The following is a 25311-nucleotide window of genomic DNA, read 5'->3' on the forward strand; positions in this document are numbered from 1 at the left end:
ATGTCTCAACCTTTATTTAAAAAAGTTGCATTTATTGGGCTAGGATTGATTGGATCAAGTTTAGCACGTGTCATTCAAGCACATGGTCTTGCTGAAAATGTTGTGGCATCTACGCGATCTGTTCAAACGTTAGAAGATGCTAAAGCTTTAGGTTTGATTAGTGAAGGATATGCTGATGCCAAAGATGCAGTGGTTGATGCAGATTTAATTGTTCTTGCTTTACCCGTGAGAGCTACACAATCTGTATTAAACTCGATCAAATCTGTGATTACTCCTGATACTATAATTACAGATGTGGGCAGTACCAAAGGCAATGTGGTTGAGGCTGCAATTGCGGTTTTTGGTGAGCAGTTACCCGTAGGTTTTGTTCCAGGGCATCCAATAGCTGGTGCTGAACATACTGGTGTTCATGCAGGTAAAGTAGATTTATTTGCTAACCACAAAGTGATATTAACGCCGTTAGCAACAAGTGCTGAGTGGGCAGTGCAAAAACTGATTCAGTTATGGCAAGCTGCTCAAGCTGAAGTAATTTGTATGGATGTGGAAAAGCATGATGAGGTGCTTGCGCATACAAGTCATCTGCCACATTTAATGGCATTCAATTTGGTTGAGCAACTTGCAAATCGTGAAGATAATCTGGACATTTTCCGTTATGCAGCAGGTGGTTTCAGAGACTTTTCTCGCATTGCGGCGAGTGATCCACAAATGTGGCATGACATATTCTTTGCCAATAAAAAAGCGATTTTGAATGCTGTTGATGGATTTGAGAACCAATTGGCTCATATTCGACAGCTCATTGAAAACGAAGATTCAAAAGCACTCATGGGATTGCTTGGACATGCTCAAGCAGCACGCCAACATTTTAACCATATGCTTGCCAAGAAACCTTTAATGGAGAACAAAACTGTGACACAGCAATTTACTATTCTGCCGGGTGCTAAATCATTTACTGGAAAATTTAGCGTGCCAGGTGACAAATCTGTGTCACACCGTTCAATCATGTTTGGTGCGATCGCTGAAGGTACAACACATGTTACTGGTTTCTTAGAAGGTGAAGATGCCTTAGCAACACTTCAAGCATTCCGTGATATGGGTGTAAATATTGAAGGTCCAAAAAATGGTGAAGTCACGATTCATGGTGTAGGAATGTATGGCCTTAAAGCTCCAGCAAGTGAGCTTTATATGGGTAACTCTGGGACTTCGATGCGTCTTCTGTCAGGGATGTTGTCTGCGCAAAAATTTGACTCAGTAATGACTGGTGATGCATCGTTGAGCAAACGTCCTATGGAACGTATTGCAAAGCCACTCCGTGAAATGGGTGCTCAAATTCAAACAACAGGTGAGCGTGGCACACCGCCAGTATCGATCACAGGTAATCAGCAACTTAAAGGTATTCATTACGATTTACCGATGGCTTCTGCACAAGTGAAGTCTGGCATTCTGCTCGCTGGTTTATGGGCAGAAGGTGTAACGTCGGTGACTGAGCCAGAACCGACACGTGATCACTCTGAGCGTATGTTACGTGCATTTGGTTATGATGTGAAAACTGAAGGTAACCGTATTTCTTTAAAAGGTGGTGGTAAGTTAGTTGGCACGAATATTCAAGTGCCTTCAGATATTTCATCTGCTGCGTTCTTTATGGTGGGTGCTGCCATTACTGAAAATTCAGATGTAACACTTGAGGCAGTGGGTATTAACCCTACTCGTACTGGTGTGATCGAAATTTTGAAGCAAATGGGGGCTGATATTTCAGTTGAGAATGAACGAATTGCAGGTGGTGAACCAATCGCTGATATTCGAATTCGTGGCACTCGTACTTTGAAAGGCATCCACATGCCTGAAGATCAAGTACCTTTAGCGATTGATGAATTCCCAGCATTATTTATTGCTGCAGCTTGTGCTGAAGGTCAAACAGTGTTAACTGGTGCAGCTGAACTTCGTGTAAAAGAGTCTGATCGAATCCAAGTGATGGCTGATGGATTGAAAACAATGGGTGTTGATTGTACGCCTACGGATGATGGTATTATTATTGAAGGTAAAGGTAAGTCTGGTGATTGGTCTGCTATCTTTACAGGTGGTGAAATTGAGTCACATCATGATCATCGTATTGCCATGAGTTTCTCCATTGCGGGTCTGCGTACTTCAGGCGCAATTAAAATTGTGGGAACTGAAACCGTTGCAACAAGTTTCCCAACATTTACTCAACTCACTGAACAAGCGGGTTTATCTATTCAAGTTAGTGAATAATACGACCAAAGATTTGTATATTTCTTTTCAAACAGCCAAGCAAAAGCTTGGCTGTTTTGATTATATTGCTTATTCTAATTCTATATAATTAAAAAGCCTTTGGACGAGGAAATGAAAAAATTACAATTTTTAGTTGATCAAACGAAATACGCTAAGGCTCATTCAAGTCATTCTCATGATAATGCACAAACTTACGTTACAGCATTGTTATCTGAACAGTTGGTGCAACATGGATTTCACACTCAAAATACGAATCCGCATGAATTGGAAGTCAGTGTCTCTAATCACCCAATCGCTTTAGGGGTGAACTGTAATCAACCAGATGGCGAAGGACATTTTGTATGTGAAATAAGTGCGCATGCAGATGAGGAACAGGATTGGTTCCAAAAAATTGAGACGCAGAGTGTGATTAAACAACTTGCGCAAGCAGTAGAGCAGACATTAAGAGAAGATGAGTCGTTCCAATCGCTAGAGTGGAAATCCTAACGAGGAATAAAACAAACCCAATGTAAAGAATCTACACTGGGTTTTTCTGAAACACGTAATATTTATATTAAGCCGTAAGGAAGCGAGTGATCGCGACGCGAAGTTGCTTCAAATAACCTGTGAAAAAGTGATTAGCACCAGGTAGCACTGTAATAATATGGCGTTGAGGCTTTGCCCATTCAATTAAATCGGACAATAAAGTGACTTCATCTGCCTCACCATGAATAAACAGAATATCGCCTTTAATTGCTGGAGTAACATAGTGACGGATACCAGCAACTGTGGCTGTTGGTAAACCGCATAGAATGACTTGTTCAGGTTGAATTTCTTGAGGTAGTGCATGATATGCCTTCGCCATAACATGTGCACCAAAACTAAAGCCTCCAACATAAAAAGGCAATGTAAGGTGTTTTGCACGTACTTGACGAATGACTTCTAAAATATCTTCTGTTTCACCAAATCCTTCATCGTGAACCCCTTCACTTTGACCTGATCCACGGAAACTTGGACGATAAACGATATAACCACGCTCAAGGAACATTTGAGCTAGCAGAGTGGGAACTTTGTGCTGAGGAGTACCACCTTGAAGCGGGTGAGGGTGACAAACGACCGCAAATCCTTTTACTTCAGACTGAGGAAAATCTACAAAAACCTCAATTTTGCCAACAGGGCCTTGAATGAACATTTGTTCAGACATAAAAATACCGATTAACGTGCAGGAGAATCGTATATTTTAACGTCAATAATTAAAAAAAACACAATTGGAAATAAAATAAGTCTACTGTTATAGTTTGATTAATTGTTTTTTGATCAGGTTTCTATGTTTGCCTTAATTTCTCCTGCTAAGACATTAGATTATGAATCTACACTTCCAACTGATGAGCATACTTTACCAAGATTGCTTGACCACTCACAACAGCTTATAGACGTAAGTCGTAAATTGTCTGCTTCAGAAATCGCCAAGTTAATGAGTGTGAGTGAAAAGATTGCGAATGTTAACGTGGAGCGTTTTAGAGATTGGCAATCAGATTTTGATTTATCAAATGCACGCCAAGCAATATTTGCCTTTAAGGGCGATGTTTATACAGGTCTGGATGCGTATTCGCTTACGCAAGCTGATTTAGAATATGCTCAACGCCATTTAAGAATGCTATCAGGTCTCTATGGATTACTTCGACCACTGGATTTAATGATGCCTTATCGTTTAGAAATGGGCACGAAATTAGCAAATCCACGCGGTCACAATCTTTACGAATTTTGGGGAGATGAAATTACCCAATTGATCAACCAAGATTTATCAGAAGCCAAGAGTGATTTATTGGTCAATATCGCATCCGATGAATATTATAAATCGGTGAAAGAAAGCAAAATTAAAGCTGAAATTATCAAGCCCGTGTTTTTAGACCAGAAAAATGGGAAATATAAAGTGATAAGCTTCTATGCTAAAAAAGCGCGTGGATTGATGGCACGTTATATTATCGAAAATAAACCTAATACTGTGGATGATCTTAAATCATTCAATACAGACGGCTATTATTTCGATGCTGAAAGTTCTTTGAAAGGTGAGCTCGTATTTAAACGTGATGAGCAGGCTGCTTGAAAATAAATAGGCGTTAGCTGGGCAAGGTGTCTGATGATTGATTCATATTTAAAACAGTTGAGAAGATACTGGGCCGCTACTGCACAACAGCTTGAACTATCCTCAGAGGATTCCATATCTATTCTTGATAGATTAGAAGTTCATTACAGTGAGCCTCATCGGCATTATCATACAGTGCAGCATATCGTTGAATGTATGGATCACTTACAATTGGTTCTACCAAATTTAAAAGATCCTTTATCAGTCTCTATAGCTCTTTGGTTTCATGATGTCATATATGAGCCTAAGGCACACGATAATGAACAACAAAGTGCTGATCTGATGCTGAACATCATATCTCCCCACATGGAGATGAGGAGATATGAGAAAATTTATCAGTGGATATTAGCGACCAAAGAGCATCGTGCTTCAGTTGATTCAGACCTTAACTATTTACTTGATATTGATCTTGCAATTCTTGGTTCAACCGCCAAACGTTTTGAAGAATATCAGCAGCAAATTCATCAAGAATTCAGTTGGGTACCCTCTGAAATTTCTACACTAAAACGAAATGAAGTTCTTAATAGCTTTTATCAAATGGAATCCATTTATAAAACAGCATATTTTCATGACACTTAAGAAAATCAAGCCAAACAAAATTTTGAGCGAGCATTCGTTAGGCTGATTTGAAAGCAGCTAATGCGCGCTGTCTACTCATCTTTAAATCAACAATAGGTTTTGGATAATTGAGTTTAAGATTCGGATATTTAGCATAAGGCTCATGAATGATTTTCGCATCAAGATGAGCTAATTCAGGTATCCATTTGCGAATATAATCACCTTGACTATCAAATTTTTGTGATTGACTAATGGGGTTAAAAATACGGAAATAAGGTACAGCATCTGTACCTGTTGAAGCACACCATTGCCAGCCACCATTATTTGCCGCTAAATCCCCATCTATCAAATGTTGCATAAACCATTGTTCGCCTTTACGCCAGTCGATGAGCAAATTCTTACTAAGGAACATGGCGACAATCATTCTGACACGATTGTGCATCCAACCTGTTTGAAGCATTTGACGGATTCCAGCGTCCACAATTGGAATACCCGTTTGTCCAAATTTCCAAGCATTTAATTCATCGGGTGCATCACGCCATGGCACATTAGACGTATTTAAATTGAATGGTTGATATTTCGATAATCTTGGAAAATCAAATAGGATGTGTTGATAAAATTCTCGCCATAATAACTCATCTAACCAAGTTTGTTGACCATCAGAGTAGAGATGAAAATTGCCATTTGAGCGACTAAAAATTGCAGCCAAACATTGTCGAATCGAAATAATTCCTAGATTTAAATACGGTGATAATTGACTGGTAGCATCAATGTTTGGAAAGTCGCGTTGTTGTTTGTAGGGCTCTAAATTCTCGTCAACAAATTTCTCGAGCATTTGTAGTGCAAATGACTCTCCAACAGGCCATTGATATTTAATCTGAGCATCAGGATAAAAATCATGTATCGATGGAATTTTGGAGGTATGAAAGCGTTGTATAAGCTCATGAGGCTGTACTTTCGGTACAGGGAGTGGTTGAGGAACAGAGATATTCAAGATCTCATAGCATGCACGTTTATAAGCACCAAAAACTTGGTAAGGCTGGTGCGTCTTATTACGAATTGATCCAAGTGGGAAAATTGTGCGGTCATGATAATACTCGACAGTTACTTGATGCGATTCTAATAAGGTCTGGACTTGTGCATCACGATGTAACTCATTCACGCCGATTTCAATGTTGGCGTGTATCGCAGTAATTTGATATTTATTTGCGAAAGTTAATAATCTAGCTGGTACATCATCCCATTGGGGAACGATTTCCACTACAAGTGGGATATTGAATTGCTTTAACTCACTTTCAAGTGATTTAAGTTGGCGAAGATAAAAGTCAATTTTAATCACTGCATCATCATGCAATTTCCATTGTTCAGGTGAAAGTATCACCAATGCACAAGTATTCCCATGCCGGTTTGCCTCCATTAACGCCGTGTTGTCCCTAACTCTTAAATCCTGACGAAACCAAATGAGATTCATATGATTAATATCCAAATATCCTCAGGAAATTATAAGAATTTGAATCATTTAAATCGTTAAGCATTGTAATTTTTTGCATAAAAAAAAGGCGAAGCAGGAGCTTCACCTTTTTGTCCTAAAATCCGTAGATCTTAGTGGTGGTGACCACCTACACCGTGAACGTGACCGTGATCTAACTCTTCTTGAGTAGCTTCACGGATTTCAACGATTTCAACATCAAATGTTAAGTCTTGACCAGCAAGCGGGAAGTTAGCATCAACGATTACGTTTTCGCCTTCAACCGCTTTAACAGTCACAATTTGAACGCCATCATCAGTTTGCGCTTGGAATTGCATACCAGCTTCGATGTTGTCTACGCCTTGGAACATTTGTTTAGGTACTTCTTGAACTAAATCAGTGTTGTACTCACCATAAGCTTCAGCAGCAGGAATCGTTACTGTGAATTTGTCACCAGTCGTTTTACCTAACATTGCTTTTTCTAAGCCAGGGATAATGTTGCCAGCGCCTTGCAAATATGCAAGTGGTTCACCTTGAGATTGATCGAGAGTTTCACCCTCTGCATTAGTCAATTTATAGTTAAATAAAACCACAAGGTCATTTGCAATAACTGTCATGTTAATGATCCATTCAAATATTTTAAGGGTACATCATAAAGTGAAAACCAATTTTTGTAGACAATTTTCTAAAAAAAATGCAGTTTCGATAATTTATAACGCTTAAATATTACATTGGGGCGTCTTTTAGATTTTTCAATGCAATTTGATTTTAGGTGCTATTTTTCTGGTCACAAAATCTTTGGCTGTGAGTAATCCTGCCTGTGCATAACCATAAATCGTGGCTTGATGCAGTCGGTAAAGCGATACATACATCGACTTCGCCACAAATCCTTGGACATTGACCTGACCTAGTAATTCGCCGACTGCTTTATTCTCACTTAAAGACACAAGTGAACCTTTGTCAGAAAAATTGAACATCGGTTGTGATCTTCCTGAAATTCGCGCTTTCATTGCATCAACGAGGAAAGCAGCCTGTTGACTTGCTACTTGCGCACGCGGTCCTAAAGCTGTTTCACGGGCATCTAAAATACAGTATGCGCAATCACCGAAAGCAAAAACATTCGGATCTGCTTTGGTTTGGAGTGTTGCAAATACGTGTAAGCGACCCATACGATCTTTTTCGAAGCCTTCTAGGTTTTGAATCACTGCTGGAGTTTTAATGCCTGCAGCCCAAACTTTTAATTGTGCTGGAATTGAACTTCCATCATTAAAGTAAATTTGATCAGCATCCACTTTTTCGACACGCTTAGACGTTAAAATATCCACATTCATGCGCTTAAGCTGCTTAGTGCTGTGGTCTGACATTTTTTCAGAAAGAGCTGGTAGAATACGATCAGCGCCTTCGATTAGTGAAATTTTGACGTTTTTAGGGTCAATTTTATTAAGACCGTATTTAAAGAAGTTTTGTTTGGCTTGAACTAATGCAGCTGCAAGCTCAACACCTGTTGCACCTGCACCTATAATGCCAATATGTAGCTCACGATGGTCATTATTATTTTGAGCTTCGATATAAAGATGAAGTAGATGCTGCTGGAACTGTTCAGCCTGTTTTGGATTATCTAAATAGTGACAATGTTCTTGCACACCTGAAGTATTGAAATCATTGGAAATCGAACCAACCGCCAGAATAAGAGTGTCATAACTTAGCGTTAAATGATCAGTCGATTGGTCATAGGTCGATGCAACAGGTTTGAGCAATTGAATGGTCTTGGCTTCACGATCTAATTGTTCGAATTTACCCAATACAAACTCATAATGATGCTTCGCAGCATGACCAAAATAATTTGTTTCTTCATCACTAGGGCTCAACGTACCTGCTGCAATTTCGTGTAAAAGTGGTTTCCAGATATGTGTGAGCTTTTGGTCCACTAATGTAATTTTTGCTTTTTTCGATTTGCCCAGCGTGTCACCCAGTTGTGTTGCTAGTTCTAAGCCACCAGCACCACCACCCACAATGACAATATGATGAAGATTCGACATTTAATATTCCTATTTTTATAGCGTCATAAATAAAAAAGAGATGGGGTTAATATGCCATCTCATTTTTAAAAGAATTGTTCTTTTTGTATTACAAGTTACAGATTTACAATAAAAAACTGCAATCAGTTTAAAGGATAGATTTTTGCTTGATTTGCACTGCTAGATCCGAAACTAAATAATTGTTTAAACCAATTCAAAATACTTTCAAACCATGATGCTTCATCAATTTGAAGTTCATCCTCAATCATTACCGTTTGAATGAGCCGGTTATTTTGATAGATATGAATACGTGCCAACTGCTGAATTTGCGCAATAGGTGCGGTTAATGATTGTGTTAGTAGCTCGACGTTCATATGCGTTTGAGTTTGCTGTAAAGGCTCAAGAGCTGAAGTGAATCCAAAAGCATCTGCTTGAATCAAACGATGAGTTTGATTGTCAAAATTACGCATATCAATCATTTGATTCGCGTTATACAAAGAGGTCGTCACGATACTTGGCTTTTTAGTTTCGACTTTGAACCTTTTTAAGGTAGATGCGACTACAGGGAGTTCAGCAATTAGTTGCTTATTTTTAATTGCAATTTCATTGCGTGTATAGGCATAGGATAGGTTTAAAAGTTGATGTGCGATTTCAGCGCGTTTAAAGCCACTTTGAGCACCGAGTACCACAACAATAAGTCTCCTTTGATTGAGGTCAAATTGTTGAGTTGGTCGGTTGGCTGTAAGTGCAAGGTTATAGCCTGCAGCACGAGTAAACCCTGTTTTTAAACCATCAACAGTAGCATCTTGTTTAAGTAAGATATTCGTTGCACGGTGAAAATGCTGATTGTAAGTAAAACTTTGCTGTTTCGAGTAGTCAAGGTAATCGGGTGTTTCATTGGTGAGTGCTTGTGCGAGCACGGCTAAATCATGCGCTGTTGAATAGTGCATATCCATTGTAATGCCCGCGGGATTGGCAAAGTTTGTATCTTTCATGCCAAGTGCTTTGGCTTCTTGATTCATGCGTTGAACAAATGCAGGCACTGATCCTGAAATTCGTTCAGCCAATGTGACAGCAGCATCGTTGGCAGACATGATAATTAAGCCTGCCAAAAGCTGATCAATCGTAATTTGTTGAGTCGGCTTCAGATACATCTGAGACTCATCCCATTGAACTACATTGACAACTGGTGTGGCAGTAATAACTTCATTTTTGCTAATTTTACCCGCTTGAATGTCTTTCAGCGCGATGTAAGCCACCATCATTTTGGTTAACGAAGCTGGTGCACGTTGGACATGGCTATTGTGTTCAGTAATGACTTGACCTGATTGTGGATCTAAGACAGTCCATGCTTCAGCTTCTAAACTTTCTGGTGCAACTTCGAACAAGGAAGCATGTGTGATATTTACTATAAAAAAACTAAAAATTATGAGTAGAGCAGAGTAGAGTTTCAACGGGTTTACCTATATAAGCCAATCCAATGGCATAGATCATCAAGCACACCGCATGCTATGCCTTTTTTTTCTGAAACTCTAGTCAGATTTGTAGACAATTAATACGAATCGCGCAACTCCAAGTAAAAAAATGCTAATCTAAATACAAGTTGGTTCTATAGTTTCTCAATTAAGACATTATGTTGCATTATCAGATCGAATTTGACGACTTTCGTCAGCATCTCATTCACGTTACTGTTCGTTTCGTTGCTCAACCAACTCAAGTATTGAGCTTGCCAACTTGGATTCCAGGAAGTTATCTCATTCGAGAGTTTTCAAAACATATTGAGTCTGTTCGTGCCTATGATGAAGATGGTCGAATACTCAAGATTCGTAAAAATGAAAAAAATAAGTGGCAGTTATTTAATACTGATTTTGAGCTGATTACGGTTGAGTACGACGTCTATGCATACGACCTCTCAGTACGTGGTGCTTATGTTGATGAAACACGCTTATATGTGAATCCTGCTTGTGCATGTTTAGGTTTAGAAGGACAAGAAGATAAAGCGGTAGAAGTTGAGTTATTTTTGCCAGATGAATTGAAACATTTCCAACTCGCTACAGGATTGGCATCTAAAAGTTTAGTGCGTGGTCGCTATACGCTTAAGGCAAAAAACTACGCTGAATTGATTGATGCACCATTTGAACTTGCAGATCAAACTCGTTTTGCTTTTGAAGCAAATGGTATACCACATGAGTTTGTGGTTTCTGGCAAACATGCGATGAATGTCGAACGTATGAAACAAGATATTGAGAAAATCTGTACGACAGAAATATCCATGTTTGGTTCAGCACCATTTGAAAACTACACTTTTATGACCATCGCGACGGGTAACAGTTATGGTGGTTTAGAGCACCCGAACTCAACAAGTTTGATTTCTCCACGTGATGATCTACCTAAGTCCAATGAGCCTGTTGAACCTTCCGCTGATTATCAGCGTTTCTTAGGGTTGTGTAGCCATGAATATTTTCATTCATGGTTGGTGAAATTTATTCGCCCTGAAAATTTTGTGAATTATGATTTAGACAAAGAGGGCTATACCTCTTTGCTGTGGATTTTTGAAGGCTTTACGTCCTACTATGATGATTTGATTCTACTGCGTAGTGGTGTGATTTCTCAGGAATCTTACTTGAAGTTGTTAAAGGCGCAGATCGATCGTTATTTGCAAAATCCAGGTCGTTTTGTTCAAACTGTTGCAGAGTCAAGTTTTGATGCATGGGTCAAATTCTATCGTCAAGATGAAAACTCTAACAATGCTGGCACAAGTTACTATAACAAGGGTTGCTTAGTAGCGCTGTGTCTAGATTTAGGTTTACGTTTAAGAGGTTCAAGTCTTGATGCATTGATGCGTAAGCTGTATGAAAATACGCAAAAGGGTACACAGGTTCATGAACGTACCATCTATGAATTATGCCAGGAATTAACAGGTGATGATTGGTCTGAACAAATTAATCATTTGATTAATACCACGGATGAGTTACCGCTTGATCAATTGTTCCCTGAATTTGGCTTAGACTATGTTTTTAAGCATGATAAATCTTTACCATTTGGTTTAAAACTTGTAGATAAACCTGAAGGTGTATTAATTCAGTCTGCTCGTCGTGATGGCGCTGGTGTTAAAGCTGGGCTTTCTGCTCATGATATTATCATCGCAGTTGATGGTTTGAAGGCGACCACTAAACAACTCGACAAGTATGCAAAATTGGAAGGTACTTTTAATGTGCATGCTTTCCGTCGTGATGAATTAATGCAATTTGAAGTTCAATCAGGTGGTAGTGAACTCACTGAAGTAGAACTTAAGGTTTCCGATCAATCTAGAGTGGAGAAATGGCTTAAAGCTTAATTTGCCTAGGTCATAAAATTCATGTAAAACCCATACTTAGCTATGGGTTTTTTATTGTCAGAAGATGAATCAGAAAAGTTTGGTGTGGGGTATTGTAATTACAGTCATATGGCTTTTAGTCATTGCGTTGATTTGGTTTTTTGCTAACTTACAAAGTCCAGTATCTCTCAATGAATTGGGGGATGCACTTGCTGGAATTTTTGCACCTATTGCTTTTCTTTGGCTTGTTCTTGGTTATGTTCAGCAAGGTAAACAGCTTGAACAAAATACCAAAGCCTTAGAACAACAAGAAAAAGCATTACAGCTTCAAATTGATGAAATACGAGAGAATGTCAAACAACAGAAAAGATTAGTAGATGATCAGAAAAATTATTATAGTTCGATACATGAGTCTGTGAAACCAATTTTAGTTGTAGCTCAGTCAAAAATTAGATTAAATCCACACCCTATCGATGCGGTAAATGCAAAAATAGAATATCAAGAAGCACCATTACTTCAGTTTAGAATTTTCAATGATGGTAAGGAAAAGGCATGTTTTGTTGAGGTGTTAGGTGGAGTTGACAATCTTAGACTATTACAGCAACTTAACCGAATTAATGACTTTACTAGTGTTTGGATCTCAAATTATTTATCTAAAGGTGAATCAGAGATTTTAAGTAAATGTTGCGAATTAACATACAGACTAATTATTAATTTTGAAGATATATATGGAAATAAATTTCAATCGCAACATTACTTTGATATTCGAATAAATAATGAAAATCATGTATCAATTATCGGAAGAGAATCAATTCCCTCGATAGGTTGAATAACCATATGAACTTAATAACAACGGAATATGGTAATGATCTAAACTACCATCAATCACAAAAACCACTGGCACTTCTGGGAAGAAAGTACGTTTGTTATTTGCTTTAAACCAGTCACCCGTTTTAAAAGTTACTCTGTAAACACCTTTTTGAAGATCTGTTTCAGCTGGATATAGAGCCTTGATACGACCATTTTCATCCGTTTTAGCTTCGTTGAGCTTTACCCATTTTTCACCCTGCTGCGCTTCAAGGGTAACTGCAATATTTGAGGATGGAAGACCAGTTTCTTGATTAAGCACATGAACACTTAAAGGATTTGCCAAAGTGAATGTTGAAAATGCAAAACCTGAAAGAGCAAGCGTAAATTTTTTCATAAGTATCAACTCACAATAAGCAAATAATCGAAAAAGTGTACTTAAAATGAGAGATTATTTAAGTTAATTTATGTATAAAAAAAGGATGCAATCGCATCCTTTTACTTTTTATACAATAGCTTGAGCTTAGCGTGCGCGTCCACGTGGAGCTTTTGTATTTGGGCGAGTAGTACCATTGGTCTTACGACGTGGTTTCTCATGTTCTTCCATTTGCCAAATACGTTTAGTACCCGATTTTTTCTTAGTACCATCTTTATTGACTTTCTTATTAATCGGCTTGCCACCTGTACCGCCTGGTTTCTTCACATAAGAGCGTGAGCGGTATGGCTCTTCTGCAGGAACATTTTGAAAGTCAGGATAAAGTAATGGTTCAATTTCTCTAGTTTCGCCAGATTCAAGACCCATCTGTACTAAGTCTATTGATCCAATTTTAGTGCGAATAAGACGTAAAGTTGGGAAACCTACTGCTGCAGTCATACGTCGAACTTGGCGGTTACGACCTTCGCAAATCGAAATTTCAACCCAAGAAGTAGGTACAGAAGCACGGAAACGAACAGGAGGATCACGATCCCATAACCACTCAGGCTGTTCAACTTTTACAGCTTTTGCAGGTAGAGTCATACCGTCTTTAAGCTCTACACCTTTACGAAGCTGTTCTAAAGCCTCTTCAGTCACATCACCATCAACTTGAACCAAATAAGTTTTAAATTTCTTATTGGCAGGGTTGGTAATGTACTGATTTAAACCACCATGGTCGGTTAAAAACACTAGACCTTCAGAGTCCATGTCTAAACGTCCAGCAAGACGTAAAGTCGGATCGTCAACGAAATCAGACATTGTCATATGCGCTTCGTCTTTACGAAACTGGGAGAGAACGCCATAAGGTTTATTGAGAATGACGATTTTCATATAAAAACTTCAATAATGTGCAAATAGTGAAAGGTCTGACTTATCAAGAATTTATGAACATCCTGAATTGATCTGAGGATTCAATCATTGAAGTCAAACAAAATAAATCGGGGAATTGGTGACTATTATGCGTGATTCAAAAAAGAAAGTATCGTATTGATCAAAAAAAATATGTAATTCTGACGATTTAATCGGTATAAGCAGGCTTTTATTGGTTTCTGACAAGTGCTTTTAATTTAAACAATACAATGCAAACGTCGATCAGACGCTAAAATTTAACTTAATTTAAGATGTTAGGTTGTATATGAAAAAAAGGATTATCGGATCACTCATTGCAATCAGTTGGATGCTTACTGCTTGTCAGCCCCCAAATTCAGGCGCAACAGCAGGAATACAATATCCATATTTATACTGGAAACTTCAACAGCAAGCGTTGACAGAGCCGTTGGCGATACCCGTTGAAGGAGTCAAAGTAACTCAAATAGCAGATACTTGGGGGGCAGCACGTTCAAATGGTCGTACACATCAAGGAATTGATATTTTTGCCAAACGAGGTACGCCTGTATTGAGTACAACACAAGGTATTGTAAGTCGTATCGGCACAAATAGTTTGGGAGGTAAAGTCATCTGGGTGGTAGGACCTCAGTTAAGTCGCCATTACTATGCACATTTAGATGAATATGCAGCACAAATCCAAGAAGGTGACTGGGTTGAAGTCGGTGAAGTATTAGGATATGTGGGAAATACTGGCAATGCGATCAATACACCTCCACATTTACATTATGGGATTTATTTAACGAGTGGTGCTACAAATCCATATCCATATTTAAAACCAGAGGAATAAGTCTCGTTAATACAAGTAAACAAATGAGAGAGCCTTGTAAGCCTCGTAACATATATCAATTTTAATCCTCTGAAATTTAAATAGCTTACACAATGGAAGTTACGATGCAGTATTTTGATACAGCTCTATGCTCGCAGTTTCGTGCAAAAGGTTTATTGTTATTTGTACTGGTCTAATTCAAGTAAAAAAGAATTTAAGATCCGTATCAAAAAACTGATAATCATGGAGATATGAAATGAGTAATCAATACAATCAAGATCAAAATGAGCAACAGCAACAAAATCACCAACAACGTCAACAAGGTCAACAGCCACATCAACAACAACCGAATCAGCAGCAACAGCAACAAGATCAACAGCAGCAGAATCAGCAACAGTCCCGTCAACAATCACAACAGCAATCTGATTTAGATCAACAAAATCGTTAATCCATTAATCATGAATTGAATGGGAATTTAGGGATGAATGCCCATTCTTGTCAGTAAATTCAAGCATTAACAATTTAAAGTGAATGACACGAGGAAGATAAGATATGGCGAATAAGTCCAAGTTAAAAATTAAAGATTTGAAAGATCAAATTAAATCGAGACTTAAGAAAATTTCTAAACATGAATCTAAGTTAAAAGATTTAAAGAAAGCGCTCAAAAAGCGTAAATAGCAAAAGACCCTCATGTGAGGGTTTTTTTATTGAAGATCATTAGAAATATACAGTTTATGAACGAATCTTTGTGAAGCAATAATTTATAGTCAAGATTGAAATTAATCTATGATTTGAAATGATAAAAGATTATTATTCTCAATTAGAAGTTTGGAAATATTAGGGGTGTATTTATGAAAATGTATCAAGTTGATGCCTTTACTACAGCGTTGTTTAAGGGGAATCCTGCAGCTGTAGTGGTCAGTGAAGAATGGCTTGATACATCACTCATGCAAAATATTGCATTTGAAAATAATTTGGCTGAAACGGCTTTTGTTAAAATTATTGATGATGAAAATTATGAAATCCGTTGGTTTACACCTAAAGTTGAAGTCGATTTTTGTGGTCATGCCACTTTAGCGAGCAGTTATGTACTTTTTAATGAGTATACTCAAGCGAAAAAAATTAAATTTCATGTCAAAGATTTAGGAATTTTTACCATCACTCGACAAGATGATGGAAAAATTACAATGAATTTCCCTGTTCGAATCCCTCATTTAACTGAAGAGTTTCCTGAGTTATTAAAAGAAGTGGTTGATTGTCCAATCAAGGAAATTTATCTAAATCAACAAGCTTATATTTTAGTCTTGGAAAGTGAACAAGATGTGCTTGATGCCAAACCTAATTTTGCCAATATTAATGCAATTGCTGAAGCTTATGAGGTTAGTACTTGTATTACAGCATCCGATCATCCCGATATTGCTATAACTGCAGCATCAGAACAATATGATTATGTGGCACGTTATTTTGCACCACATAAAGGCATCAATGAAGATCCTGTAACAGGTTCTATGCATACAGGATTAGCACCCTTGTGGGCTGAGAAATTGAATAAAACAGAACTTATTGCTTTTCAAAGCTCAGAACGAGGTGGCGTGTTGTATTGCCAACTTAAAGAGAATCAAAGAATTGAAATTTCTGGCTATGCCAAACTTTATATGAAAGCTGAAATTTACCTTTAAAGCATAAACCCTATTGATCATACCCTTGTCAGGCGTGTGATCAATTTTTTTATATCAATAATTGGAAGAACAATGCTAACTCGTTTTAAAAAACTTTCACTTACTTTAATGATCGTTGCGGTCAGTTCTAGCGGTTTAGCACAACCTGTTTTGGTCAAGACTGAACAAAATATTGAAGAATACAAACTAGAAAATGGTTTACGGGTGATTTTGGCACCGATACCTAAAGAAAATAAAATTTTTATGAATATGGTGTATTTAACGGGAGCTTTGAATGACCCACAAGGTAAAGGTGGTTTAGCACATTTACTTGAGCATCTCGCGTTTAAAGGCACAGAAAATGTAAAAGGAGATGAGTTTCAACGTCGTCTAGATCAGCATACGCTCATGAGTAATGCGATGACTGACTACTATTCTACCCAGTATATGAGTGTCATCCGTCCAGAACAAAAAGCCATTGATGAAATGTTGTATCTGGAGGCAGAGCGGATGGATAAGCTCGTACTTCAGGAAAAATTTGTTCCGTCAGAAATCGCAATCGTAAAACGAGAGCGTGAGGTTCGAATGGATCAACCTTTTTCAGTATTGATGGATCAAATTTGGAAATCTGCTTACGGAAATCAGTATCTAGGTCGTCTACCGATTGGTGATTTAACTGAGCTTCAGTCAATCAACATGAAGGAACTGAATCAATTTTACCGACAATGGTATGCACCGAATAATGCAGTTCTAGTGATTGCAGGTAAATTTAATAAAACGGATATCCTGAAAGCAGTGGATAAAAATTTTAATCAAATTCCTGCGCGTCAAATTCCTGAGTCAACCAAAGTTCCAATGCTTGATTCGACCAAGATCAAAGATCGTCAATTTATCGTGCAAAAGGGAAGTGATTTAGGCAAATACAATATTTATCTCAATGGCACCCAGCAAAAAACGCAGACTGCACTCGCTTTAGCACCTTATTTATTTACAATGCAACCTAGTGGTCACTTGTACAAAGATATTGTAGAAACAGGTACGGCTACACAGGTTCAATCGACGACATGGTTAACACCAGATTTTAATCTTGTTTTTATGGGGGCAGTGTATGCTCCTAATCATGATGAGAAAAAAGTTGCCCTTTCTCTAGAGAAAGGAATTGAGAAAAAGCATCAATTTAATGAAACAGAATTAAATCGTGTCAAAAACATGATTAAAAATGGTCAAGAGAGCATGATGACCAATGCCTCTTCTGTGGGTGGTTTCATTAGTGATTATGTGGTTTCATCCAATGGGGATTGGACAAAATATTTTAAAGACCAAGCAGAGATACAAAGTTTAAATGTCGATCAGGTTAATCAGGCAATAAATCAATTCTTGGTTGCTGAGCATCGTATTTCGGGAGACATACAACCTACGCCTGAGGATCAAAAAAAGGCACTCGAGCTAGACGCTCATGAGCAAGAATCAAAAACTTTAGATCAAGTGACAACTCAAGAAGAGCCTTTAAAAGACCCAGCTGTGTATAAAGCTGAAGTGGCTGAGCACTTAAAAAATTCCAAACAGTATGTTGAAAAGTTAGAGAAAAAAATCAAGCGTGGTACTTTGAAAAATGGGATGCAGTATGCACTATTCCCAACGTCAACACGCGATGACAAAACTTACGCATCGATATCTTTAAATTTCGGGACAGCACAATCACTCAAGCATCAAGGTGAAGCACTAGGCTTTATGTCTTATTTGCTATTGAGAGCATCTGAGCAGTATAGCCTGCAAGATATTGCAGACAAATCAATCGAGGCGGGTGGTCGAGCATCTGCTTCAGCTGTTGATAATGGTATTGTGATTAACGTATCTGCGAAGAAAGAAAAATTTACAGAATTCTTCAAGTTTATTGTCGACGTTATGAATAATCCGAAATTTGAGCAAAGTCAGTTTGACCTCATCAAATCGCAAACATTGTCGTCATTAAATCGACCATATACAGAGCCTGAAACTGTTGCAGGACTGACTATCGCTAGAATCGTAGAGCGATATGAACCAGGTGATTTGCGATATCATTTTGAACCTAAGCTGGCAAAGCAGCAAATTGAAACCATCACCAATGATCAAATTAAAGCTTTGTACCAAAAGTATTTTACAACTCAAAATGGTCAAATATCGGTGACTGGTGATTTTGATGACAAAGCCATTCTGAAATATTTGAATTCATCTTTAGGTCAGTCTAAGACAAAAGAACCATACCAACGTTTGCAGGGCAGTCATATAGATTATCCTGCTCAAAAAGTTCATGCGCTGGCTGAACAGCGTCAATTTGGTAATTATCAAGCGGTTATTGCCATTCCAGTGGGTAATAATCATCCTGATGCAGAAGCATTATATGTGTTGAGCCATATTCTAGGCGAGTCACAATTATCATCACGCCTTGCCATGGAGTTACGTGAAAAAAATGCGTTGGTTTACAGCTTTGGAAGTAGTTTGAGTTTGGATAATTTTATCAATGCTGGTGCTCTAGGTGTAAGTGCTAATTATGCAGCAGGAAAATCAGCTCAAGTTTCTCAAGGTGTGCATAAAGTATTCACTGACTTATTAAAGAATGGTGTGACGGAGCAAGAGCTTGAAGCGGCTAAAGCCAATATTATGAAACAGCGTGTCACGAATTTAGAGGATGAGCGCCGTATTCATCGTGGATTGAACAGTCAGCTTGAGCAAAATAAAACACAGCTTTCAAGACTAGAGCGAGATCAGGCATTTGCAAAACTGACGAAGCAAGATATAGATGCAGTGATCAAAAAATATATTAAGCCTGAGTTTTTGGTTGAAGTTATGGCAGATCAGTATGGTAAACCACAACCTGAAATGATTTTAAAGCCTAAAACTTAGAGCCACAATGTACGATTCAAAAAGGCTCATTCGATCGTGAATGAGCCTTTTTTTTAAAGCTTATAAAATTGCTGCGCATTTTTACAAAATATCTGTTCAACAACATCTGAATTATAGGTAGCGACAATGTCGCTAAAGGCATCAATGATATTTGTGAGTGATGTGCTCACTTTATCCATCGGGAAGTTGGATGCAAACATGACACGATAAGGCCCAAAACATTGTAAAGCATGAATAATCATAGGAGAGACCAATTCAATGATTTGTTGTTTAGATGCTAGTGTTCGTCGTGTATGAAATTGATGACCTAAAACAGGCATGAAGAGTCCAGACATTTTTGTATATACATTCGGACATTGAGCTAATTCTGCAAGATCTTCTTTCCAGTGGAAATAGATATTGTCTCGCGCAGTTTGGGTGATTCCTGTGTGTTTACCTACTGGGCCGAATAAACCTGCTGGTGTGCCCAAATGGTCTAAGACAATCGAAGTCTCAGGAAAACGTTTTGCCAAAGCAATAACATCTTTAAGCTGGCTAGAATAAACCCAAGCATCAAAGCTTAAATTGTACTGGGCTAAGGCTTCAAAACCTTTTAAAAATTTTCGATCAGTGTAGAGGTGGGGATCATCGTTCCATGCATGAATTCCAGGATCTTCATGATGTGCAGCCATTTTTCGAATACCACGAAAATGCGGAGATGCCTTTTTATGCATTTTAAGAATTTTTTTGAAATTACTTTCACGAGGATCAGCTGTTGCAACGATTCCAGCCAATTTGATGTTTTCTTGAGAAAAAGGAAGCTGCTGAATAAATTGCGTTTCTTCTACAACGCCAGTCCCTTTTTGATGATGCCAGCTGGCTTCGACATGTACAACACGGCTCACAGTATAGTGTCCAATGTCTTTGTGGTAATCCGCTGGTAAATAGGGTGCTGTGATGTAATCTGTAAGTCCTACTGTATCAATTAAATCTTTAGGTTTTACGAGACGAACGACTTTATCCAATATTTTTGGATGTTTTCCAAAAAGCTTAACAGCTAAAGCGGCAGCATGCGGTGTGTGATAAGGATCCCATTGATGGATATGGGCATCGACGATGGGAAAGTTGAGTTGATTCATCGCTATCCTTAGTTGAGTCATCAATAAGAATAACATACGAGAAATTGATCAATTTTTGAATTGCATTTTCGTTTGAATATTAGAGTTTAAGCATTAAAAAAGCCCCCTATAGGAGGCCCAATGCACACAATGCAAATCTATTTAATGTTCGTGGTCATGTTTATTTGCATGAAACTCTTCATTACGACGGAAGCGAAGGTAGTTCTCAAACTGTTCGCAGTATTCGTCATAATTATCTTCAAGCATCATATGAAACTGTTGCATGATATAAGACATCACTTGTTCTTTAGCATCACGCATTTCATTGCCATCTTTAAAGTTATTGGCAGCAACCCATGTATTAAAACGAGCAGTACCAAATAGCATCGCAGCACTGACTTGACCACGAGCATCGGCTGGTTTAACAGTAGAACCTTTTTCAACACGGCAAAATTCATTGGCTTGCTTAATAAATTCATCAGCACGTTCGAAGAAAATCGCATTCAATGCTTCTTCTTCAGTGACATCAGTCGCTTGAATCTTTTGAACCATGAATTGTTCCTAATAAATAACTTAATTCAAGCACTATTATAGGCAAAGGCTTGCATAAACTAAACCTTTCACTTAATCTAAAAATAGCCTAAGTAATTTTTTTATGAGCTTTTCTATGCAAGATGCTATCGCAGTTCAAAGTTTAAAAAGTGATATTGCGTTACTGAGACAGAATATTTGGCCACCTGTTGATCTTGCGAATGTCGAAGGTCTTCCCATTTATTATGGAAGCAAAGAGCAAGTAGCTGCTTATTACCAGCAGTGGACAGGTCTAATCGAAAGGGCACAAGATTTATTTCAACCTTTTATGGAAGATGAGGTTTTAGATGCCATTCATTTACCGAGTCATCTAAATTTACCGCTGTTTTATTTTCATGTAGACCGAATTCGCATTAACAAAACACGTGCAAAGGAATCAAAGACTTTTCGTGGTATTGCTAGTGTATTAGAGAAGTGTGGACAGTTTGAACCTGAACAAGTTTTGGCAATGAGTCGTTGGTTGGATCATGATGACACTGCTGCATTAGTTGCGCATCGCGAATTTATAGATTTAAGAACTTATGTATTTCAGCATGGGCAAAGTGAATATACGAGAACACGTTTTTATGTAAATGGTATTGTCTTAAGTGTTGAGCCTCATTTCGAGTTGGTTGATGCTCGCGATAAACCACGTAAGCAACGAAATGACTCATATAGCGATCCATTGGCGGATAACAACACGTGGCGTATTTATGGTAAATATCGTTAGTTGAGCTGATTGAACTTAGTTTTTAGACATTAGAATCAATGATTAGCTACTTTATAAGTACAAAGCTTCTACGATCAATATCCAAACTTATTGATTAGTATTGTTTAAAATAGTCATCACAAAAAATAACTAATTTAAAGAATGATGACTGAAAAGATTAAACAATTTAAAAAGGCGTGGATGTTATTCCGTCAACATGATGAAAATGGATTAAGTGTATTCTTCGTTTTAGCCATACTTCAAATTTTAATTATTGGTACGAGTGTTGGTTTACCGTATTTGTTTAAGCTGCTGATTGACCAGACCAGTGAACCTGATCATTACTATTCGATTCAAGACTTTTTTCAAATTCATCTGCTCTATTTATTCGCCGTTGCTTATGCACTCGCTTGGTTTATCAATGAGGGGATGAAGAATATAAATAATTTTGCCATGTCTATGATGATCAGAAATGTTGATGCATCCATGCTTAAAGCTGGAGTATTTAATTTTCTTGATTTGAAATTAAAAGATCAACGACAACAAGATATCGGTGTATTTAATGCAAATCTAATTCGTGGCAGTGAAGCACTTGGTACAATTATTTTTACTATATTTTTTGTCATTGTACCTACGGTATTTAAAATCTTAGGTATGGTGTATGTGCTCGGAAATACGATCAATCTTGAATTTGGTGTGTATTTTTTCGTATTCTCAGCTTGTACAGTTGCTTTATCGCTCATCATTACCTTTAAGACACAAGATATCTTTACGATTATGTATGGTGCTCGAAATCAACTGAATCAATTTGTGATTGAAAAACTCCAACAAAGTTATGATATCAAACTCAGTCATTCGAAATATTACGAATTTGAAGAGTTTAGCCGCAGAATCGATGACTATAAAATAAAGACTCAGGATACCTATAAAAAACTTCAGTATCTCATGATATATCAACTGTTATTTGTGTCATTTTTTCTTTTGGTATTCATGGTTTTATCAGTCTATATGTTTGAATATCAAAGTTTTAGTTCAGGTGATTTTGTTTTAGTCAGTACCTATATTATAGGTTTAACCATTCCTTTAATGATGATGTCTCAAAATATCATTCATTTGAAAGGTCATATTGTGGCTATTGATCAGTACCTAGAATATTTTGAATTGGAACATGAGTCATTCAGTACGAATGATCTAACAGCTGAGGAACAGAAAGAAAGTGAGGTGGCGTATTCATTTCAAAATGTGACATTTGATCTAGGTCAGCAGACGATTGAAAATTTTAATTTAGACATCGTGTGTGGAAAAATATATTTAATTCAAGGTCGAACAGGTATTGGAAAATCAAGTTTCCTCAATTATTTGGTGGGAATAGAAAAGATCAAATCTGGACGACTATTCTTTAGAAATTTAGAGATCACTTCAGTATTTTCAGAAAAGATATTTGATCAGATTGCTGTGGTCAGCCAAACTCCGATCGTTTATTCAACCTCATTAAGACAAAATTTGATTCAAAATACTGAGATCAAATATTCTGATGAGGAGCTTAAACATTGGCTAAAAGAGTTTGATTTACTCCATTTGCTGGAAAAAAATCAAATTGAGTTAGACGATGATATACAAGAAATTTATAAAAATTTTTCTGGTGGTGAAAAACAACGATTGAACATCATTCGTGCATTACTAAAACAACCAAAGTTCCTGATCTTAGATGAACCTACAGCAGCCTTAGATGAGAAAACAAGTTCGAAAATTTTAAAATTTATTCAAGAGCGAGTTGAAACAGTCATTATGATTTCTCATGAACGTATGGCGACAGAAATTGCTGATGAAATTATTGATTTCAACATCATTTTAAATTCTAAGAATGAGGATTAAATGATGATTGTTCTGGCATGAATATCATTCAAAAAAAAGCGATTTTTAAAAATATGTATTTATTTGATTAAATTTAGTCATGAGCAACGATTCAAGTACTTGATGATAGATTTTGATGTCAGTTAAATATTTTTTAGCGTGAGCTGAATGATGTTTATGCTATGAAATATTTATGATAATACAAAATCTACAGCTGCTTGCGCATGAATAGAAGTTGTATCAAATAGTGGGACTGAGAATTTTAGATCTCCTATAAGCATACAAATCTCAGTGCATCCTAAAATGATTCCTTCAGCGCCAGAAGATATTAATTCTTCGGCAATATGAATATATTTCTTTTGCGAAGCTTCGCTAATTATTCCTAAACATAATTCGTTGTAAATAATATCATGAACAATTTTTCTACTCGCTTTATTAGGTGTTATTACTTTAAGTCCTTTTTCCTCCAATCTGCTTTTATAAAAATCTTGTTCCATCGTAAATGCAGTACCAAGCAGCCCAATTTTTGTAATTTTCTGGCTCATGATTTCCATGGCTGTCGCATCTGCTATATGAATAAATGGTATGTTGGTTGATTCCTCAATATAAGTTGCTACTTTGTGCATTGTATTTGTACAAAGTACTATGCCATCTGCACCTGCTTTTTCTAATTGTATGGCTTGATCTCTTAAATAGATTCCTGCATCTTCCCATAATCCTTTGCGTTGTAATTCCTCAATTTCAGCGAAATCAACGCTAATAAGAATAACCTTAGCAGAGTGTAACTTGCCAAGTTTCGTTTGAACCATCTTATTGATTTGTTGATAGTACAAATCAGTCGACTCCCAACTCATTCCACCTAATAAACCAATTGTCTTCAAGTTCGCACCTTTAAAAATTAAATATTTAATTTATCAATATAATGAAAATTATCGAGTATGAAATTGCTACTTTTTAAAATAATGACTTAATCAAAGTGAGAAAAGTTCAGCTTTTGATGTGTATTTTTAGGGATGAATGTATATAAGTTTAGCAGCAGAATTTACCAATCTTATGGTTGAGTAAGTTTCTCATCGGAAGAATTCACATTAACCCCGACCTTAGATGCCATAAATAGAGGAAAATTATTGTATTGCTGAACAATCCATGTATAGAGCATTCTAGTTCAAAATCTTGTAGGATATCAATCAAAAGGCTCATTCATGAGCCTTTTGATGAGTGATTCGAAAGATTAAAAAGTCTATTGTTCATAAGATTTTTAAAATTAAATCAACGTGTCTACAACACCTTTTAATACACCTAATCCTAGTGAATCAATTGTTCCATTAAGTGTTTCATTTACGCCAGTGCCAATTTTCACTAAAGGATCTTTTAATCCTACAAGAGAGCCGACAGTACCAAGCAAATTAGTCACTAAACCTGCACCAGATACTGCTTCAATTTCATCTAATGTAAGTTCTTTTAAAGTTGTTGGATTTGAATTATTCATTGTATTCACCATTCATGTTTGATTTTATTTTCAAGTAAATCGAATAACTAGCGTTAAACGATAGACTCATCATAATGAATGCATTTTGTATGCCAACTAATAAATAATGATAAATATATAATTTAGGTATAATTAATAATATGGAGGAGTGATTAACGGATTTTTCATGAAAAAATTCATCATTTTTGTGCAAATGTCACCAGATTAGTGCATAGCTCGAGTCGAATGATGGTTGAGAATTGAGTGGGTTAATTTTATAAATTGATTTCACTCAACGAAATGAGTTTATATTTCATAGAATTATTTAAGAATTGAGCGTAAAAAATTACACTCAACTCAACTCAACTCAACTCAACTCAACTCAACTCAACTCAACTCAACTC

The 25311-nt window shown here is 37.1% G+C and carries 24 protein-coding genes; 13 read left to right on the plus strand and 11 right to left on the minus strand.

Translation table 11 applies throughout. The annotated features are described in order from the left end of the window. Complete coding sequence (locus AC1M9L_RS03640) at positions 1-2247, plus strand: bifunctional prephenate dehydrogenase/3-phosphoshikimate 1-carboxyvinyltransferase (RefSeq protein WP_481591361.1); 2247 nt, start codon at positions 1-3, stop codon at positions 2245-2247. A gap of 111 nt (positions 2248-2358) precedes the next feature. After that, positions 2359-2733: a hypothetical protein gene (locus AC1M9L_RS03645; RefSeq protein ID WP_481591362.1), complete on the plus strand. Its 375-nt coding sequence runs from the start codon at positions 2359-2361 to the stop codon at positions 2731-2733. A 67-nt stretch (positions 2734-2800) separates the two neighbouring features. Here the strand turns inward: AC1M9L_RS03645 and AC1M9L_RS03650 are convergent, their stop codons facing one another. Further along, the gene (locus AC1M9L_RS03650) at positions 2801-3430 is read right to left on the minus strand and encodes an alpha/beta hydrolase (protein ID WP_481591363.1); all 630 of its coding nucleotides are present in this window, start codon (positions 3428-3430) and stop codon (positions 2801-2803) included. Positions 3431-3553: 123 nt separating this feature from the next. Between AC1M9L_RS03650 and yaaA the strand changes: the two genes are divergently transcribed. Beyond that, positions 3554-4333: a peroxide stress protein YaaA gene (gene yaaA, locus AC1M9L_RS03655; protein ID WP_481591364.1), complete on the plus strand. Its 780-nt coding sequence runs from the start codon at positions 3554-3556 to the stop codon at positions 4331-4333. A 33-nt stretch (positions 4334-4366) separates the two neighbouring features. Continuing rightward, positions 4367-4951: an HD domain-containing protein gene (locus tag AC1M9L_RS03660; protein WP_481591365.1), complete on the plus strand. Its 585-nt coding sequence runs from the start codon at positions 4367-4369 to the stop codon at positions 4949-4951. 37 nt (positions 4952-4988) lie between these two features. Here AC1M9L_RS03660 and AC1M9L_RS03665 read toward each other — a convergent pair whose 3' ends face one another. The 4 genes from AC1M9L_RS03665 to AC1M9L_RS03680 form a co-directional block, all read right to left on the minus strand. Then, positions 4989-6401 (minus strand): cryptochrome/photolyase family protein, encoded by a 1413-nt coding sequence (locus AC1M9L_RS03665; protein ID WP_481591366.1) that lies wholly within the window; start codon positions 6399-6401, stop codon positions 4989-4991. Between the two features lie 131 nt (positions 6402-6532). After that, positions 6533-7015, minus strand: coding sequence for an FKBP-type peptidyl-prolyl cis-trans isomerase (locus AC1M9L_RS03670; RefSeq protein WP_092767151.1), 483 nt, complete (start codon positions 7013-7015; stop codon positions 6533-6535). 135 nt (positions 7016-7150) lie between these two features. Beyond that, on the minus strand, positions 7151-8437 hold the full coding sequence (locus tag AC1M9L_RS03675; RefSeq protein WP_481591367.1) for an NAD(P)/FAD-dependent oxidoreductase: 1287 nt from the start codon (positions 8435-8437) through the stop codon (positions 7151-7153). 122 nt (positions 8438-8559) lie between these two features. Then, entirely contained in the window at positions 8560-9870 is a 1311-nt protein-coding gene (locus tag AC1M9L_RS03680; protein ID WP_481591368.1) for a D-alanyl-D-alanine carboxypeptidase family protein, read from the minus strand. A 179-nt stretch (positions 9871-10049) separates the two neighbouring features. Here AC1M9L_RS03680 and AC1M9L_RS03685 point away from each other — a divergent pair, with 179 nt between their 5' ends. Then, positions 10050-11753 (plus strand): M61 family metallopeptidase, encoded by a 1704-nt coding sequence (locus AC1M9L_RS03685; protein WP_481591369.1) that lies wholly within the window; start codon positions 10050-10052, stop codon positions 11751-11753. Between the two features lie 64 nt (positions 11754-11817). Beyond that, positions 11818-12561 carry a hypothetical protein gene (locus AC1M9L_RS03690; protein WP_481591370.1) on the plus strand — a complete coding sequence of 248 codons (744 nt, stop codon included), beginning with the start codon at positions 11818-11820 and terminating at the stop codon, positions 12559-12561. On the opposite strand, the gene uraH is transcribed toward AC1M9L_RS03690, so the two are convergent. Both uraH and AC1M9L_RS03700 read right to left on the minus strand, forming a co-directional pair. Further along, positions 12541-12936, minus strand: a complete 396-nt coding sequence (gene uraH, locus AC1M9L_RS03695) for a hydroxyisourate hydrolase (RefSeq protein WP_481591371.1) — start codon at positions 12934-12936, stop codon at positions 12541-12543. The two genes, AC1M9L_RS03690 and uraH, sit on opposite strands and share 21 nt — an antisense overlap. Positions 12937-13062: 126 nt before the next feature. Continuing rightward, positions 13063-13845 carry an rRNA large subunit pseudouridine synthase E gene (locus AC1M9L_RS03700; RefSeq protein ID WP_035268720.1) on the minus strand — a complete coding sequence of 261 codons (783 nt, stop codon included), beginning with the start codon at positions 13843-13845 and terminating at the stop codon, positions 13063-13065. A 304-nt stretch (positions 13846-14149) separates the two neighbouring features. On the opposite strand from AC1M9L_RS03700, the gene AC1M9L_RS03705 reads away from it, so the two are divergent. The 5 genes from AC1M9L_RS03705 (at position 14150) to AC1M9L_RS03725 (ending at position 19209) form a co-directional block, all read left to right on the plus strand. Next, complete coding sequence (locus AC1M9L_RS03705) at positions 14150-14689, plus strand: M23 family metallopeptidase (RefSeq protein WP_481591372.1); 540 nt, start codon at positions 14150-14152, stop codon at positions 14687-14689. A gap of 235 nt (positions 14690-14924) precedes the next feature. Beyond that, the gene (locus AC1M9L_RS03710; protein WP_035268717.1) at positions 14925-15116 is read left to right on the plus strand and encodes a hypothetical protein; all 192 of its coding nucleotides are present in this window, start codon (positions 14925-14927) and stop codon (positions 15114-15116) included. 104 nt (positions 15117-15220) lie between these two features. Further along, on the plus strand, positions 15221-15346 hold the full coding sequence (locus AC1M9L_RS03715; protein ID WP_257219857.1) for a hypothetical protein: 126 nt from the start codon (positions 15221-15223) through the stop codon (positions 15344-15346). A gap of 173 nt (positions 15347-15519) precedes the next feature. Further along, on the plus strand, positions 15520-16347 hold the full coding sequence (locus tag AC1M9L_RS03720) for a PhzF family phenazine biosynthesis protein (RefSeq protein ID WP_481591373.1): 828 nt from the start codon (positions 15520-15522) through the stop codon (positions 16345-16347). Positions 16348-16419: 72 nt separating this feature from the next. Beyond that, positions 16420-19209, plus strand: a complete 2790-nt coding sequence (locus AC1M9L_RS03725; RefSeq protein ID WP_481591374.1) for a M16 family metallopeptidase — start codon at positions 16420-16422, stop codon at positions 19207-19209. A 53-nt stretch (positions 19210-19262) separates the two neighbouring features. Here AC1M9L_RS03725 and AC1M9L_RS03730 read toward each other — a convergent pair whose 3' ends face one another. Beyond that, positions 19263-20327, minus strand: a complete 1065-nt coding sequence (locus AC1M9L_RS03730) for an amidohydrolase family protein (protein WP_481588990.1) — start codon at positions 20325-20327, stop codon at positions 19263-19265. Positions 20328-20468: 141 nt separating this feature from the next. Continuing rightward, positions 20469-20858, minus strand: a complete 390-nt coding sequence (locus tag AC1M9L_RS03735) for a DUF3144 domain-containing protein (protein WP_092767127.1) — start codon at positions 20856-20858, stop codon at positions 20469-20471. A gap of 115 nt (positions 20859-20973) precedes the next feature. On the opposite strand from AC1M9L_RS03735, the gene AC1M9L_RS03740 reads away from it, so the two are divergent. Both AC1M9L_RS03740 and AC1M9L_RS03745 read left to right on the plus strand, forming a co-directional pair. Continuing rightward, a complete protein-coding gene (locus AC1M9L_RS03740) occupies positions 20974-21606 on the plus strand; it encodes a hypothetical protein (RefSeq protein WP_035268706.1) in 633 nt (210 codons plus the stop codon). Between the two features lie 144 nt (positions 21607-21750). Then, entirely contained in the window at positions 21751-23460 is a 1710-nt protein-coding gene (locus AC1M9L_RS03745; RefSeq protein WP_481586408.1) for an ATP-binding cassette domain-containing protein, read from the plus strand. A gap of 170 nt (positions 23461-23630) precedes the next feature. On the opposite strand, the gene AC1M9L_RS03750 is transcribed toward AC1M9L_RS03745, so the two are convergent. Together AC1M9L_RS03750 and AC1M9L_RS03755 are read right to left on the minus strand one after the other, a co-directional pair. After that, positions 23631-24320, minus strand: coding sequence for an aspartate/glutamate racemase family protein (locus AC1M9L_RS03750; protein WP_481591375.1), 690 nt, complete (start codon positions 24318-24320; stop codon positions 23631-23633). Between the two features lie 383 nt (positions 24321-24703). Beyond that, on the minus strand, positions 24704-24928 hold the full coding sequence (locus tag AC1M9L_RS03755; protein ID WP_180028591.1) for a hypothetical protein: 225 nt from the start codon (positions 24926-24928) through the stop codon (positions 24704-24706). Positions 24929-25311: the final 383 nt, after the last annotated feature.

It is taken from the genome of Acinetobacter sp. ANC_7511, from assembly GCF_056779975.1.